Below are 15,336 nucleotides of genomic sequence, written 5' to 3' on the forward strand. Positions count from 1 at the left end.
TCAGAACAGGAAATAGCGCTGAGCCAGCGGCAGTTCGCTGGCCGGTTCGCAGACCAGCAGCTCGCCATCGGCACGCACCTGATAGGTCTGCGCATCGACTTCGATCAGCGGCTGCAGGGTGTTGTGGACCATGTCCGGCTTGCGAACCCGCCGGCAGCCGTTGACCACGCCAATCAGGCTGCGCAGGTTCAGCTCCTCGGCCAGCCCGCGGTCCATTGCCGCCTGGGGCAGGAATGTCATGCGTGTGGCATGCCGCGCCGCGCCCAGCGCGCCGAACATCGGCCGATAGTGCACCGGCTGGGGGGTGGGAATGGAGCCGTTGATGTCGCCCATTGGCGCAGTGACGATCATCCCGCCCTTGAGCACCAGGGCCGGCTTGACCGCAAAGAACGCTGGCGACCACAGCACCAGGTCAGCCAGCTTGCCGACCTCCACCGAGCCCACTTCGTGACCGATGCCGTGGGTGAGTGCCGGGTTGATGGTGTACTTGGCGATGTAGCGCTTGACCCGGAAGTTGTCGCTGTAAGGGGTGTCTGGTGCCAGCGGCCCGCGGCGCAACTTCATCTGGTGCGCCACCTGCCAGGTGCGCAGCACCACCTCGCCAACACGCCCCATGGCCTGGGAGTCGGACGAGGTCATGGCAAAGGCGCCCATGTCGTGAAGGATGTCCTCGGCAGCGATGGTTTCGCGGCGAATGCGTGACTCGGCAAAGGCCACGTCCTCGGCAATGCTGGGGTCCAGGTGGTGGCAGACCATGAGCATGTCCAGGTGCTCGTCCACGGTATTGATCGTGTAAGGCAGGGTCGGGTTGGTCGAGGATGGCAGCACGTTGGCCTGCCCCGCTGCACGGATGATGTCCGGGGCATGGCCGCCACCGGCACCTTCGGTATGGAAGGTGTGGATGGTGCGGTCGCCGATGGCCGCCAACGTGTCTTCGATACAGCCCGACTCGTTGAGGGTGTCGGTGTGAATCGCCACCTGGATATCCATTTCCTCGGCCACGCCCAGGCAGCAGTCGATGGCCGCTGGCGTAGAGCCCCAGTCTTCATGCAGTTTGAGCCCGACAGCACCTGCGGCAATTTGCTCACGCAGCGCTTCAGGCTGCGAGGCATTGCCCTTGCCGAGCAACCCGATGTTGATCGGCAAGCTGTCGGCGGCCTGCAGCATGCGCGCAAGGTACCAGGGGCCGGGCGTGCAGGTGGTGGCATTGGTGCCAGTGGCTGGCCCGGTTCCGCCGCCGATGAACGTGGTGACACCGCTGTTCAATGCCTCGTCCACCTGTTGCGGGCAAATGAAGTGGATATGCGAATCGACACCTCCGGCGGTGACGATCTTGCCCTCGGCCGCGATCACCTCGGTCCCTGGCCCGACCGGCACGTTCACGCCTGGCTGCACATCGGGGTTGCCGGCCTTGCCGATCAGCGCGATGCGTCCATGCTTGATGCCGATGTCGGCTTTGACGATGCCCCAGTGGTCGATGATCAGCGCATTGGTCAATACCAGGTCCATGGCCTCGGCCGCCAGCATCTGGCCCTGCCCCATGCCATCGCGAATGACCTTGCCGCCGCCGAACTTCACCTCTTCGCCGTAGATGGTGAAGTCTTTCTCGACCTCCACCCACAACGCAGTGTCGGCCAGGCGCACGCGGTCGCCAACCGTGGGCCCGAACATGTCGGCATAGGCCTGACGGGAAATACGGCTCATGCCCTGCCCTCCAGCGCGCCCATCACCTTGCCCTGAAAACCATAGACCTCACGCTTGCCGGCGTAAGCCACCAGTTGCACGGTACGCGCCTGACCCGGCTCGAAGCGCACGGCAGTGCCGGCCGGAATGTCCAGGCGAAAGCCCAGGGTGGGCGCACGGTCGAACACCAGCGCGTCGTTGACCTCGTAGAAGTGGTAGTGCGAGCCGACCTGCACCGGCCGATCGCCATGGTTGGCCACGCTGACGCTGACCGTTTCTCGGCCACTGTTCAACTCGATGTCGCCCGCGGCGACCTGGATTTCACCTGGGATCATGCAACGCTCCTTGGCGGTTTCAGACGATGGGGTCATGCACGGTCACCAACTTGGTGCCATCCGGGAAGGTCGCTTCGACCTGCACGTCGTGAAGCATTTCAGCGATACCGGGCATCACCTGCTCACGGGTCAGCACTTCGCGCCCCAGGCTCATCAGTTCGGCGACTGTGCGGCCATCGCGGGCGCCTTCGAGCACTGCGGCGCTGATCAGCGCCACGGCCTCCGGGTAGTTGAGCTTCAGGCCACGGGCCAGACGCCGCTCCGCCAGCAGCGCGGCAGTGAACAGCAGCAGTTTGTCTTTCTCTCTCGGGGTAAGCTCCATGGCGCTCTCTCAGGTAGCCCAGATACGCGGCGGGCAGGCTGGCAGGCCGAGGATGGCCGGACGCAGCACATGCCACAGGCGTTGCAGGGTGCGTTGCAGGTGTTGGTTGTCATGGTCGAGCAGGCGGATCACCAGCAACGACCCGAGCAGGGTTGCACCGGCCGGGTTGCCCAGTTCATCGAGCAGCGGGCGAACCTGCTCCAGCACGGCCTGATCGGCCGGTGCGGCACAGAAAGTGGCGAGTAGCGGATGCCCACCCAGCTTGTCCAGGTGCCCGCCCTCGAGACGCAGGCGCTCATGCAGGCCAACCTCGTCAGGCAGTACGATGTGCAAAAGGCTGTCGAGGGCGCCGTGGTCGAAACGCTCGTGCATGACCGGGCGGCCCAGGCACAGGGTTTCCCAAGCCAACAGGCGGGCGCCCGGCTCAAGGGTAAAACGGCTGGCGAGGCTGGCGCGGGCGCCGGAGAAGAAGATGCTGTCCTGCGGCAGCCACTCCAGGGTGCTGCCCGCGGCCAGGTGAAAGCGCTGGGCCAACCGCGCGGTCGGGCCAATGCTGCGATAGAACTTGCTGGCGCCGGGCATGGTCAGCAGCGCATGGCTACCCGGCTCCAGGTGAATATCCAGTTCCAGGCGGTCGCCGGCGACGATGCCGCCCGGCGGGTGCAAGACATAGACATGGCACGGCGCACCCTCCGGATAGAAAGGCCGCTGCACCAAAAGAGGTCCAAAATGCTTCCACGCACCAAGGCGGGTCACGCTGTCACGCTGCACAAAGCGCAACTGCAGGTGAGCACTCCAGCCTGCATCGTCTTGTTGTTGTTCGATCTGCTCCGCGAGCGACATCCTGCGGCCCCTGAAATCCGTGGCCTGCTGGCCGTTTAGAGGGTCCGGCGCGGGCGCCTGCCAGCGCGCACGGCCTGACCACTCGATCAAATTCGCAGGCTGGATATAGCAGGTTGCGGGCCAACTCCGCAGGTGAAGGATGATGAAACTTATGCTGCGGCCGCTCTGGCATCGGGCATACGGGGGGATGGCGCACAAAGCGGGGGCGTGCGCCGGCCCTGTTTCGGTGCCGGCACCCGTGAAAATGGGGCAGCTTTGCAGCCCCTAAAGATCAAACCTCAGTAATCGAAGCGGTCAACGGCACGCCGACGCTCATTGTCATCACGCCGGTCATAGATGGCCGTGGTCTGGATATTGGCATGGTGCGCCAGCTTCTGCGCAATCGACAGGTCGTGCTCTTCGATCACCCGGGTGATGAATGCCCGGCGAAAATCGTGCGGCATGATCTTCACTCCCACCTGCGCACCGCGCTGGCGGGCAATGTAGTAGATCGCATGCTTGGTAATGCGCGCACGGGTAATGTGGCTGCCGCGACGGATGCGGTTGAACAAAAACGGGTCATCCTCCGCCCCGGCAGGCAGGTCCTGGCGGCGCAGTTCAAGCCACGCCTGCAGCTTCTCGAACGCCCACGGCGGTGCATACTTGACCAACTGGTGATTGCCCTTGCCCACTACTTGCAGGCTGCGCGCCTCGAAGTCGACCTGATCGAGGTCGATGTCGACCGACTCCGACTTGCGCATGCCGGTGCCGTACAGCAAGGCAATGATCGCCGCATCACGTACCCCCTGTGGCCGTGGGTCGGCTGCGCACACATCCATCAGCTCGCGGATCAGGCTGCGGCGCAGATTGCGCCCTGGCGGCAGACGGGAGCCTGTGGCCGGCTTGACCTCGCGAATGCGCAACAGCTGCTCGTGGTCGATCAGGCCCTGACGCCAGGCCTCGTTCATCACCCCGCGAATCGCGTTGACGTACAGCGACGAGCTGTTGGGCGCGTAGCCATCAGCACGCAGGGCAGCCACCAGTGCAATCACATGGCCCGGCTCGAGCCGATGCCAAGGCACATCGACGATGTTGCAGTCGACGAAACCTAGCCGGTCGGCGGCGTCCTGAAGAATGTAGCGCATGGTTTGCTGGCTGGATGGGGCCAGACGGGCCATGTACTGCAGCAGCGGATTTTTCGAGAGGTCGGACAAAACGTGAATCCTGTAGCGAAGCGTCAGCCGGCACTGAACCAGGCGAACCCTGAAGCAAGTCAAAACGACATACAAGCTAGTCCGAATGACTGCAAAACGCGCGTGTCATTCGGACCCTGAGAAGTGCCATCACCTTGATATTCAAGGGCTTTGCAACTGGCACGGATCGTGATCTTACCCCAATTGAGGCCTACTGAACGAACCAAGGACCGCCCATGCTCTTGCAACCCACTGCTTCACGCCCGCGCCAAGCCGTCTGGGGTTTGGGTTTTCGCCCGTTCTTCCTGGGTGGCAGTTTGTTTGCGCTGATCGCCCTGCTGTTGTGGGCCGGCGCACTGGCCGGGGTACTGGCCCCTGCACCGCCCGGCGGCATGCTCGCCTGGCACCGCCACGAGATGCTTTACGGCTTCGCCGCCGCCATTATCGCGGGTTTTCTGCTGACCGCCGTGCAGAACTGGAGCGGCATCCCAGGCTTGAGCGGGCGGGCGCTGCAGGGTTTGTTCCTGCTTTGGCTGCTGGGCCGGCTGAGCTGGTTTCTGCCACTACCGGGTAGCGTGCTGGTACTGGTTGAGGGTAGCTTTCTGCCATTGGTGGCACTGACCCTGGCACGACCGATCGTGCAACGGCGCCTGCGCAACAACTACCCTATCGTCGTACTGGTGCTGTTGATTGCCGCCTGCCAGTGGTTGACCTTGGCCGGCTGGTTACACCAGGACGAACGGTGGCAGCGTCGCGGTATATTTGCCGGGCTGTGGCTGGTGACGGCGATGATGACCGTGCTCGGCGGCCGGGTCATTCCGTTCTTTACCCGCCGCGGCCTGGGTAACCTTGGCGCAGCCCCTGCCCGTCCCTGGCTGGACCGTGCCTGTCTGTTGCTCAGCGTGGCAGTACCGCTGGCGTTCGCCACCGGCCTGGCCGATACACCACAAGCAAGTCTGGCGGTGCTGTTTTTCGCCTTGTTCGCGCTGCACGCGACCCGACTGGTGCTGTGGCACGACCGTGGCCTGTGGCGCGTACCGTTGCTGTGGTCGCTGCACCTGGCCTACGCCTGGATCGCCCTGGCCTGCCTAGGCATGGCGCTGTGGCACAGCGGGGTGGCCCTGAGCCCGAGCCTGGTGACCCACGCGCTAACCGTTGGCGCCATGACCGGGCTGATCCTGGCCATGATGGCGCGGGTCAGCCTGGGCCACACCGGCAGGCCATTGCAGGTACCGACCAGCATTGCCTGGGCCTTTGCCCTGATGCAACTGGCGACCCTGGCCCGGGTGATTCTGCCGCTGTTCACATCGCTGGGGGTAAGCGTTTCTACACTGTGCTGGAGCCTGGCGCTGTTGCTGTTCCTGCGCCATTACCTGCCGATCCTGCTGCGGCCCCGGGCAGATGGAATGCCCGGTTGACGCGGCTGGGCCGCCTTGCAGCGGTGTGCCAGCATGAGTGGATTGGTCACCCTCCCGATTGCAGCTGATCGCCCAAGGCAAAGGCCGCTAGATAATAGCCACCGGCCACCAGTCGGGAAACATCTGCTGCACCCGGGGCTCGGCGAAGCGTTCGTCAATCAGCACCAGTACGCCCCGGTCCTGTTCACCCCGAATAACCCGGCCCGCCGCCTGGATAACCTTGCGCACGCCCGGGTAGAGATACGCGTAATCGAAACCCGCACCAAATTGCCGCCCCAGGCGCTGTTTGAACTGCTCGTTGACCGGGTTGACCTGAGGCAGCCCCAAGGTGGCGACAAACGCGCCAATCAGCCGCGTGCCGGGTAAATCCACCCCTTCGCCGAAAGCACCGCCCAATACGGCAAAGCCCACACCTCGGCCATCGGCGACAAAACGATCGAGAAATGCCTGGCGGGCCGCCTCGTCCATGCCCGGCGCCTGTGACCACAGCGGAATCTGACCATGCTGCTCGGCCAACAGCCCTGCCACCTGCTGCAGGTATTCAAAGCTGCTGAAGAACGCCAGGTAGTTACCCGGCATGCGCTCATACTGCCGGGCAATCAGGTCAACGATCGGTGCCAAGGAAGCTTGGCGCTGCTGGAAACGGGTGGACACCTGGCTGGCAATACGCACCTCCAGCTGTTCGGCACGGAACGGCGCGGCCACTTCCAGCCAGGCGGTATCGGCTGGCATGCCCAACAGGTCGCTGTAGAAGTGCCGTGGGCTCAACGTGGCGGAAAACAGCGTCACACTGCGCGCCGCCTGCATGCGTGGTGCCAGCAGCCGCGCCGGGGTGACATTGCGCAGGCACAGGGTGGCCAGCCGCCGTTTGCGCGGGCCCTGGCGCTGGCTGATGTCGAACAGAAAGTGCTCGTCGAACAGTTCGGCAACCCGACAGAACTGCAAGGCCTGATAGAAGAACTGCAACACCTGAGGGTCCATGTGCGTGGGCGTCTGGTTCATCTGCTCCTGAATCAGCCCGACGCACTGCTGCAGGGCACGCAACAGCCCTTCAGGCAGCGACTCGCTGGCCTGGTACGGCGCACGCTGCTCTTTATACAGCGCGTTCCATTGCCTGTTGAGGCGGTCCAGCGCACTGACCAGCCCGGGCGGTTTGCTCTGGCGCAATGCCAGCAGCTGGCCCTGGTCAAGGCTGGCGCTGTACATGCCGCGCCCACGCTCGACCAGGTTGTGCGCTTCGTCCACCAGCACTGCCACTCGCCACTGGTTGAGCTGGGTCAGGCCGAACAGCAAAGCATGCGCATCGAAGTAGTAGTTGTAGTCGGCGACCAGCACGTCGGCCCAGCGCGCCATCTCCTGACCCAGATAGTACGGGCACACCTGGTGCGCCAAGGCCACTTCACGCAGGTTGGCGCGGTCGAGCAACGACACTGCAGCAGCAGCCTCGCGCGCAGCCGGCAAACGGTCATAGAAGCCTGCGGCCAATGGGCAGGACTCACCATGACAGGCCTTGTCCGGGTATTCACAGGCTTTGTCGCGAGCGATCAGCTCCAGTGTGCGCAAGGCAGGTTGGGGCGTGGCATCGGTGATCTGGCGCATGGCGTCCAGCGCAAGCGCCCGGCCCGGCGTCTTGGCGGTGAGAAAGAACAGCTTGTCCAGTTGCTGCGGCACCATGGCTTTCAGCAACGGGAACAAGGTACCGAGGGTCTTGCCAATGCCGGTGCTGGCCTGGGCCATCAGGCAACGGCCGGTGCTAACCGCCTTGTACAAGGTTTCAGCCAACTGCCGCTGGCCCTTTCGGAACTGTGGGTAAGGGAAACTCAGCGCCAGCAGGCCTTGGTCACGTTCGGCCAAGCGTTGTTGCTGCAATCGGGCCCAGCCCAGAAAGCGCTGGCACTGGGTTTCGAAGAAGGCCTGCAACTCGGCAGCCGAACAGTGCTCAGTGAACAGCGTCTGGCTGTCGCTGTCCACGTCGAGGTACACCAGCGCCACCTCGATGGCCGGCAGTTGTCGCGCCTGGCACATCAACCAGCCATAGACCTTGGCCTGTGCCCAGTGCAACTGACGGTGATTGGCCGGTTGACGCGCCAGATCGCCACGGTGCGTCTTGATTTCCTCCAGGCGATTGCTGCCAGGGTCATAGCCATCGGCACGGCCCCGCACCGTCAGGGTTTCGAACTGGCCTTCAAGGGTGATTTCCGACTCGTAGCCAGCAGCCCGCCGTGCTACCACCCGCTGATGACCCTCGATACCCTCCTGGGCGGTGGGCGACGGCGTGAAACGCAGGTCCAGGTCGCCAACCTTGGCGCTGAACTCACACAAGGCGCGCACCGCTACGCTGTAACTCAAGGCGATTCGCTCCAGCGCACGTGGCACACCGCCACCGGCAGGCCGTGTTGCCGGCAGAACTCCAGCCAGCGCAGCTGATTGTCCTGCAGGCGGTCACCGGGCCCCTTGACCTCGACCATGCGATAACGGCCCTGCTCGGGCCAGAACTGGATCAGGTCGGGCATGCCGGCACGGTTGCTGCGAATGTCCTGCAACAGGCGCAGAAAACATTGCTTGAGCGCAGCGGCCGGCAAGCAAGCCAAGGCCTGCTCCAGCAGTGCCTCGCTGAGCATGGACCAGAACACGAACGGCGACTGCAGCCCCTGTTTGGCCACGTAGCAGTCGAGAATCGCCTGGCGGTGGCTGCCATCGTCTAGCCGCCCGAGGCAGCGTTCGAACAGTGCACTGCGCCGTTGCTGGAAGTCGCTGTCGTGCAGGTCCTGTGGCGCGACCTGGAACGGGTTGAAGAATGCGCCGGGCACCGGGGCGAAGATGGCCTCCCAGCACAACAGGCCAAACAGGCTGTTGAACAGTGTGTTCTCCACGTAATGCGCCTGCCCCCCCTCTTGCATCAGGTGCTGACGCACGGCTTCTTCAACGCCCAGCGCAGCATGCCCGCGGGGCAGCTCGAGCTCGATCAGTTCCAGCGGCGTGGTGCGCTGGCGCCGCTGTGGCGGGCCGCCAAGTTTGCGCGCCAGGCGTGGCAGCATGCGCTGCAGCGCCTGCTCCTCCAGCGCGTTGGCAGGTGCCGCAGCCAGTTGCAATGCCAATGCATGGGCCTGGTGCCACTGTTCGCTGCGCTCCAGCACCCTCACCTGGCGAATGCGCGCCTGGGGATGGTTGCACTGCGCATACACGGCCGAGGCCAGGTCCCACTCACCCAGGCGCTCGCATTGTTGGCCCACGGCGAATTGCAGCCGTGCATGGCGCCGGGCCAGCCAGGGGTTGTCGCTGTGCAGGCCCTGCAGGGTGGCAAGGATCGGCACCGGGTCACCGCCCTGCTCCAGGCGTTCGGCGCACTGGTGCAGGGCCATGGCCAGGTCGACATCGTCACGTTGCTGCAGGGCGCGAGAATCGGAGCTGAACGGTACCTGCTCGTAACGCAGCAAGCCCAGGTCGGCGAGGACAAAATCTGACCAGTCCTGGTACAGGTTGCCGAAGAACAGCAGGCGCATGCGGTCGCACAGAGGTTGCAGGCACCACTGCAGAATGCGCACCTCACTGTCGGGAAACCATTCGGCCAGTGACCGCGCCGCCAGCGCCAGGGGTTGCAATTGTGCCAACAGCTCATGCTTGGCTGCGCGCGGGCGGCTCAGTTGCCGGGCGAAGCAGCGGGCCAGCTCTTCTTTGCGCAGCAACGCGAACAGCTGTTCAAGCTCCAGTTGCTCGGGCTCCCTTACCCAGCCAAGGGCCAGCAACGGCTGCAGCGCCAGCGCGGTATCGCCGATTTCGGCGTAGTCGAGCCGATCGCTGCGAAACAACTCGCCTTTGCGCATGACCATACGCACCATCAAGGCCTGGGATGGCGCTTGCAGTTGCCTGAAGGCACGGATGAAGGCCAGTTCCTGGTCATCGAGCAGGTCCTGGTAGCGCTGTTCGACCCACGACACTACCTGGCGGAAGTTATGCAGGTAGTAGAACGGGTCGTCGACGGAATGGGCAATCACGGGATAGCATCAGGTAGCAAAAACAGACACTGGTTATACATACAGAAAAGCGTACCTGACAAGAGCCGTGGGTCAGCCCGTTGACTCGTTCATTTGACTTGTCGGCCCCTTCGCAGCAACTGTCAGCGCCTGTAAGCGTCTTGGTTTCAACTCGAGAAGCGGATATTTCGCCCGCAGTGCACCTCAAGCGCCTGCGCCAGTCGCCTTACCGCCCGCTGCAGTTCATCCGGGTGCCCGCCCAGCCAAATCAGCGCGAGGTGTTGGGGGTAATGCCCCTGCAGGCCGAACTGCTCGCCCGGTAGCGCATGCAATGCAGAGCCAGCCAACGCCAAGGCAATACCGTCCCACGCCAGCGGCTGGCGGAAACTCACCCACAGCATTTGCCCACCTTGCGGCAGCTCGAAGACCACCCGCTGGCCGAATTGCGACTGCAGCACATGCGCCAGGTATTGCGTGCGCCTTTGCAAGTCTGTGCGCTGTTGGACCAGTTGCGTTTCGATTTCCCCCTTGCCGAGCATGTGAGCAAGCGCCTGCAAGCGTAGCGGCGCAAGCCGAAACGCTCGCTCGGCGAATGCCTTGGCCAACACGGTGTCACGGCTCAGTAAATAGGCATACGGCGCCTCCGCCCCCACCGCGGCCTCGAACGTGCCCATCACCAACAGCCAGCGCGGGTCGATCCAGTCACGCAGGCGTGTGCTCGGCGGCCCGTCGTAACAGAGCTCGCTGTCCAGGTCGTTTTCCAGCAGCCATACCGGGTGTTGGCCAAGCAACAGCCCAAGCTGCTGCTGATAATACGGTGAAACCAGCCGCCCTTGTGGCATGCCCAGGCAAGACGGCATGACCAACAGGTTTACCGGCTCGCTAGCAAGCAGCTTGGCCAAAGCGTGCAGCTCGGGGTTGCCACGGGCATCCCGTGGTACCTCCAGCACGCGCATGCCGACACGTCCCAGGGCGCGCAACACTTGCCAGCAACAGGGCGAATGCACCAACGCGGTACCACCTTGCATGGCCAGTGCGGTCAGCAGCGTCTCCAGCAACGCCAGCACATCGGGGGCCAACTGGACATCATCGGCATGCCAGTACTGGTTGGAGCAGCGGGTGTATCGCTCAGCCACAGCATTGCGCAAACGGGCGCTACCCAGCGCTTCCCAGGACGCAACCCTGCGATCACGCTGACGAGCCAAACGCCGTTCATGACCAAGCAGAATGCGCTCCAACAGTGGCTGTGTCGGCAAGGGAGGCTGCCGGGCCACGGCCACAGCCTGATCTTTGCCGCCGTTTTGTACGTAATAACCCGACCTCGGCAGGCAATGTACACGGCCCTCCTCCTCCAGCAGGCTGTAGGCACTCTGTACCGTGGCCAACGACACCCGTAACCGCCGGGACAGCTCACGCAATGACGGCAACCGGCATGTGCCAACGCCTGCAGCCTGGTCGATCAACGCTTCCAGGTAGCGATACACCTTGCGATACGCGAACTCGCCTGGGGCCGCTCGCCCCATCAAGGCAGCCCCGCAGCACCACGCCGCCGCCCCACCGCCTGCTGCGGTAGCAACCTCAGGTGTACATCCCGACGGGCCAAGTGGTTAAGCAGGCGCCATCCCGTCAGCGGTAACTGCCCATCATAAATCTGCCGCAGTTGCCCCAACGGCAGGCCACTGGTGTTCACCAGCCAGGCTTTGACTGCATCAGGGCAGGGTTTGCCTTGCAAGGCCCTGTGCAGGTACGGCAACGCCACGACCATATCGGCATGCCGGCACTGCAAGAACCGCTCGAGGTTTTTCCCCTGCCTGGCAAACGGGCTGAACAGCAGGCACACCATTTGGGCCTGATTGATGCCGTAGGCTTTGCCAAATAGCAACGGGGTGGCGTCACGCTGCTTGCTGCCACCCGCCTGCCCTGCCAGCTTCAGCGCTGGGCGACCGGCCTGCGGCTCCAGGCTACGGGCACGCAGTTCATGCAACTGTGCCGTGGCTAGCGAGTCGACGAACTCAGACAGCGGCAAAGCATCCGCAGCAGCCTCGAAGTGACAACCCAGCATCGCGTCAAGCTGCTGCTCTTCAAGCAAGTGCGGTAACAGGTCATCAATAGCAATCAGCCGCACCGTCGCACGCTCCGGTACGGCGCCCGGTACCAGCCCGTGCTGGCCACCCGGTGCGCCCCCAACAGCGCCGTGCAATCGGCTCAGACCTTGGGCCAGTGCCGCCAGGCACTGGTGCACTGCATGCGGGCCACGCTCGCCGGCCAGGCGCAGGCTACGCCGGGCCCACGCCAGGTATCGGCGCCGCTGGAACCCGGGCACGGCAGTGACCAATGCATCGGGAGGCACCGCTGACTGCAATGCATGATCCACGGCCCCCGCCAGCTCCAGGTGCAAGCGGCAACCCAGCAGGGCTTCAGGCCTGGCATCGATCATGTGGCCGAACATCAACAACGCATCCCTGGCGAGCAGCCAGCGCTCCGGCATTACCGAAAGCCGACGACTGAACGGCACCACTGCGCGCCCCTCGATCATCTGCAATTGCACCCGCGGGTCATCCTGCATGAACAGGGCGCTAAAACTGCGCTCGTGAGCTTCCAGCGTGGCGCTGTCGGCAACCGGCAGGCTGACCACCAATACCCGCAGCTGGAAGGTTACCGGCGAACGCAGGGCAATGCTCAGTTGCGCGGCACGCAACATGGCCAGCAGCCGGCTGCTATGGCGGTCGCTACCTTGCAATAGCTGCAAGCTGAAAGTACCGATGTACTCGGGCCCGCCTGCAGCAACCAACAGGCGTTGTATCAACAACTGCAAGGAAGCGCGCTGCGCCTGAGACATGTGGTTCAACAAGCGCTCAAGTACTTGCTGGTAGATATAATGCATCGCCTGGTCGTGAATAGCAGTCACGCAATCACCTCATCAACTTCATGTAGCCAGCGCATGCCGTACCAACCATTTCAACTTGAACATGCGCCAAACTTACCCAGAAGAAATTTCCTACAACTTAAATGAAAGTAATGACGTAACCCTTCACTGTCGCCAGGCCATCGATAAAAAACCACCGCTGCGATGGCCTGTCGCTTTCACTTGTTGCTCTATACCAGGCATAGCCATGCTCATCTCACGTTCCTTGCACAAACTATCATTGGGCCATTATCGAGAGGGAGGCAGCGCGAATTGAAGACACAGTTCACGGTAAAAAAACCATTCAGCGGCCGTGTCAGTTCACAGTGGCTCGCAAGGGAAAAGCGTTCAAGGCTGAATATTTGGCGGGATATTTCTGAAACCCCAAAGACCACTGACTTATATGTAGTCCGCGTCGCAACTTATTGTAGGAACAGTCCTACTTTAAAGTTGAATCACTTTACCCCGCGCACAAAAAACCCGGGGGCTGCCCGGGTTTGCTGGTCATTTCAGTAACCGTCAGTGTTGCGCCATGTCCAGCACCACGCGCCCGCCGCACGGGCATTTGTCCATGTAACGATGCGCCTCGACCACCTGCTCGAACGGGTACACCTTGATGATCTGCGGCGTCAGCAGTTGGTCGGCGGTGAACTGGTTGATATCGCGCAAGGCACGCTGCAGTGCCACCTGGTCCTGGCTGATGCCAAGCTCTGGCTTGCCGGTGAAATTACCGATGCAGTGCACATAGAACTGAATGTTTTTCTGGAATGCCGCGCAGGCCGGGAACGGTGTCTGGTTGCCGCCTTGCAGGCCGTACAGCACCAGGCTGCCACGCGGCGCCAACACATCGCCCAACAGCGACATCTGCGGGCCACCCATGCCATCGAGCACCATGTCCACGCCGCGGCCATCGGTGTACTTGCCAATCTGCAACAGCAGGTCCTGCTCTTCAGTGACAATCACTTTGTCTGCGCCCAGACCCAGCAGGTACTCTCGCTGCGCCGCATCCTTGGTAGCGGCGAACACTTTCAGCCCCAGGGCCCTGCCCAGCTGCACGAAGGCAGGCCCGGCGCAATGACTGGCATCGGTGACCAATGCTGTCTGCCCAGCCTTGGCCCGAGCCAGGTCGACGTAGGCGAAATAGGCAATCAGCAGCGGGGTGTAGTGCACGCTGGCTTCGATCGGGGTGAGCACATTCGGGTAGCGAGTAATGGCTGTACGCGGCAGTACGATGACATCGCCATATACCGGGTGGTCGTTGGCGCTGGTTGCCGGGAAACTGGCAACCCGGTCACCGACGGCAATGTCATCGACCCCTTCACCGACCGCCGTCACCACCCCGGCCATTTCGTGACCGATCCCTGCTGGCAGACGTGCCTGGGACGGTGCCAGATTCTGGCGCCAAAGCACGTCATACCAGCTGACGCCAACCGCTTCGACGCGGATCTGCACCTCGTCGGCAGCGGGTGACGGTTCGGCCTGCTCTTCGCAACGAAGCACGTCAGCAGCGCCGAACTTGTGGAAACGGATCATGCGGGACATCGCATACCTCGCCTTTGTGAACCTCTAATTACCACTGACTCTATCCGGGCTTTGCCCGTTAGACCATCAGTGGCCATTAATAGTCGACATGCTTGTCATCGATTGGGCACCTGACTTTCCCTGCGATTGGTCCCCCTAAACCCGTGCAGGGTAACAGCCTTTGGCCTTAAGATTCACCTCTGCCCCACATTAGGCGAAGCGCACCGATGAATCGAAACGACCTGCGTCGTGTAGACCTCAACCTGCTGATTGTGTTCGAAACGCTGATGCACGAGCGCAGCGTGACCCGCGCCGCAGAAAAACTGTTTCTCGGCCAACCGGCCATCAGCGCGGCGCTGTCGCGCCTGCGCAACCTGTTCGATGACCCGCTGTTCGTGCGCACCGGGCGCAGCATGGAGCCGTCGGCACGGGCCCACGAGATCTTCGCCCTGCTGTCACCGGCACTGGATTCGATTTCCACGGCAGTCAGCCGCGCTGCCGAATTCGACCCGGCCACCAGCAATGCAGTGTTCCGCATCGGCTTGTCGGACGACGCCGAGTTCGCCTTGCTGCCGCAACTGCTCAAGCGCATTCGCGCCGAGGCGCCCGGTATCGTGCTGGTGGTGCGACGGGTCAACTACTTGCTGATGCCAACCCTGCTGGCCTCGGGCGAGATTTCGGTGGGTGTCAGCTACACCAGCGAACTGCCGGCCAACGCCAAGCGCAAGGTGCTGCGCCGCAGCATGCCGAAACTGCTGCGCGCCGACAGCGTACCCGGCAGCATCACCCTGGATGACTTCTGCGCCCGGCCCCATGCGCTGGTGTCGTTTGCCGGGGACTTGTCCGGTTTCATCGACGAAGCCCTCGAGGAAATCGGCCGCAAGCGCCACGTGGTGCTGGCGGTACCGCAGTTCAACGGGCTGGGGAGCTTGCTGGCAGGCACCGATATCGTGGCTACGGTACCGGACTACACGGCGGATGCACTGACGGCCGCCGGCGGCTTGCGGGCCGAGGATCTGCCGATACCCGTGCGCAGTTTCGAACTGCACATGGCCTGGCGCGGGGCACAGGACAATGACCCGGCGGAGCGGTGGCTGCGGTCGCGGATACAGATGTTTTTTGGGGATCCTGACAGTCTTTAGGCGTCGTCGGGCGGGCTGTTG

At 63.1% G+C, this 15,336-nt stretch carries 12 protein-coding genes; 2 read left to right on the forward strand and 10 right to left on the reverse strand.

Annotation, left to right across the window (positions count from 1 at the left end; all coding sequences use genetic code 11):
- From ureC to xerC, 5 genes are all read right to left on the reverse strand, one after another.
- On the reverse strand, positions 1–1,704 hold the full coding sequence (ureC, locus tag INQ47_RS04370; RefSeq protein ID WP_339443558.1) for an urease subunit alpha: 1,704 nt from the start codon (positions 1,702–1,704) through the stop codon (positions 1–3).
- The gene (locus tag INQ47_RS04375; RefSeq protein ID WP_010953752.1) at positions 1,701–2,018 is read right to left on the reverse strand and encodes an urease subunit beta; all 318 of its coding nucleotides are present in this window, start codon (positions 2,016–2,018) and stop codon (positions 1,701–1,703) included. The genes ureC and INQ47_RS04375 overlap by 4 nt, the downstream gene beginning before the upstream one ends.
- Positions 2,019–2,037: 19 nt before the next feature.
- Positions 2,038–2,340 carry an urease subunit gamma gene (locus tag INQ47_RS04380; RefSeq protein WP_003253929.1) on the reverse strand — a complete coding sequence of 101 codons (303 nt, stop codon included), beginning with the start codon at positions 2,338–2,340 and terminating at the stop codon, positions 2,038–2,040.
- A 9-nt stretch (positions 2,341–2,349) separates the two neighbouring features.
- Entirely contained in the window at positions 2,350–3,183 is an 834-nt protein-coding gene (locus INQ47_RS04385; protein WP_176684019.1) for an urease accessory protein UreD, read from the reverse strand.
- 278 nt (positions 3,184–3,461) lie between these two features.
- Positions 3,462–4,376: a tyrosine recombinase XerC gene (xerC, locus tag INQ47_RS04390; RefSeq protein ID WP_021782337.1), complete on the reverse strand. Its 915-nt coding sequence runs from the start codon at positions 4,374–4,376 to the stop codon at positions 3,462–3,464.
- Between the two features lie 215 nt (positions 4,377–4,591).
- Here xerC and INQ47_RS04395 point away from each other — a divergent pair, with 215 nt between their 5' ends.
- Positions 4,592–5,773, forward strand: a complete 1,182-nt coding sequence (locus INQ47_RS04395) for an NnrS family protein (RefSeq protein WP_404701189.1) — start codon at positions 4,592–4,594, stop codon at positions 5,771–5,773.
- Positions 5,774–5,860: 87 nt separating this feature from the next.
- Here INQ47_RS04395 and INQ47_RS04400 read toward each other — a convergent pair whose 3' ends face one another.
- From INQ47_RS04400 to INQ47_RS04420, 5 genes are all read right to left on the reverse strand, one after another.
- The gene (locus INQ47_RS04400) at positions 5,861–8,122 is read right to left on the reverse strand and encodes an ATP-dependent DNA helicase (RefSeq protein ID WP_404701190.1); all 2,262 of its coding nucleotides are present in this window, start codon (positions 8,120–8,122) and stop codon (positions 5,861–5,863) included.
- On the reverse strand, positions 8,119–9,768 hold the full coding sequence (locus tag INQ47_RS04405; protein ID WP_404701191.1) for a VRR-NUC domain-containing protein: 1,650 nt from the start codon (positions 9,766–9,768) through the stop codon (positions 8,119–8,121). Before INQ47_RS04405 ends, INQ47_RS04400 begins: the two co-directional genes overlap by 4 nt.
- Before the next feature lie 146 nt (positions 9,769–9,914).
- On the reverse strand, positions 9,915–11,270 hold the full coding sequence (locus tag INQ47_RS04410) for a GntR family transcriptional regulator (protein WP_404701192.1): 1,356 nt from the start codon (positions 11,268–11,270) through the stop codon (positions 9,915–9,917).
- Positions 11,270–12,655, reverse strand: a complete 1,386-nt coding sequence (locus tag INQ47_RS04415; protein ID WP_404701193.1) for a hypothetical protein — start codon at positions 12,653–12,655, stop codon at positions 11,270–11,272. The genes INQ47_RS04410 and INQ47_RS04415 overlap by 1 nt, the downstream gene beginning before the upstream one ends.
- Before the next feature lie 516 nt (positions 12,656–13,171).
- A complete protein-coding gene (locus INQ47_RS04420) occupies positions 13,172–14,194 on the reverse strand; it encodes a zinc-dependent alcohol dehydrogenase family protein (protein WP_392522203.1) in 1,023 nt (340 codons plus the stop codon).
- Positions 14,195–14,400: 206 nt separating this feature from the next.
- Here INQ47_RS04420 and INQ47_RS04425 point away from each other — a divergent pair, with 206 nt between their 5' ends.
- The gene (locus INQ47_RS04425; RefSeq protein WP_003253946.1) at positions 14,401–15,315 is read left to right on the forward strand and encodes a LysR family transcriptional regulator; all 915 of its coding nucleotides are present in this window, start codon (positions 14,401–14,403) and stop codon (positions 15,313–15,315) included.
- Positions 15,316–15,336: the final 21 nt, after the last annotated feature.

It is taken from the genome of Pseudomonas sp. 3HC3 (assembly GCF_044904505.1).
Lineage (GTDB): Bacteria > Pseudomonadota > Gammaproteobacteria > Pseudomonadales > Pseudomonadaceae > Aquipseudomonas > Aquipseudomonas putida_Y.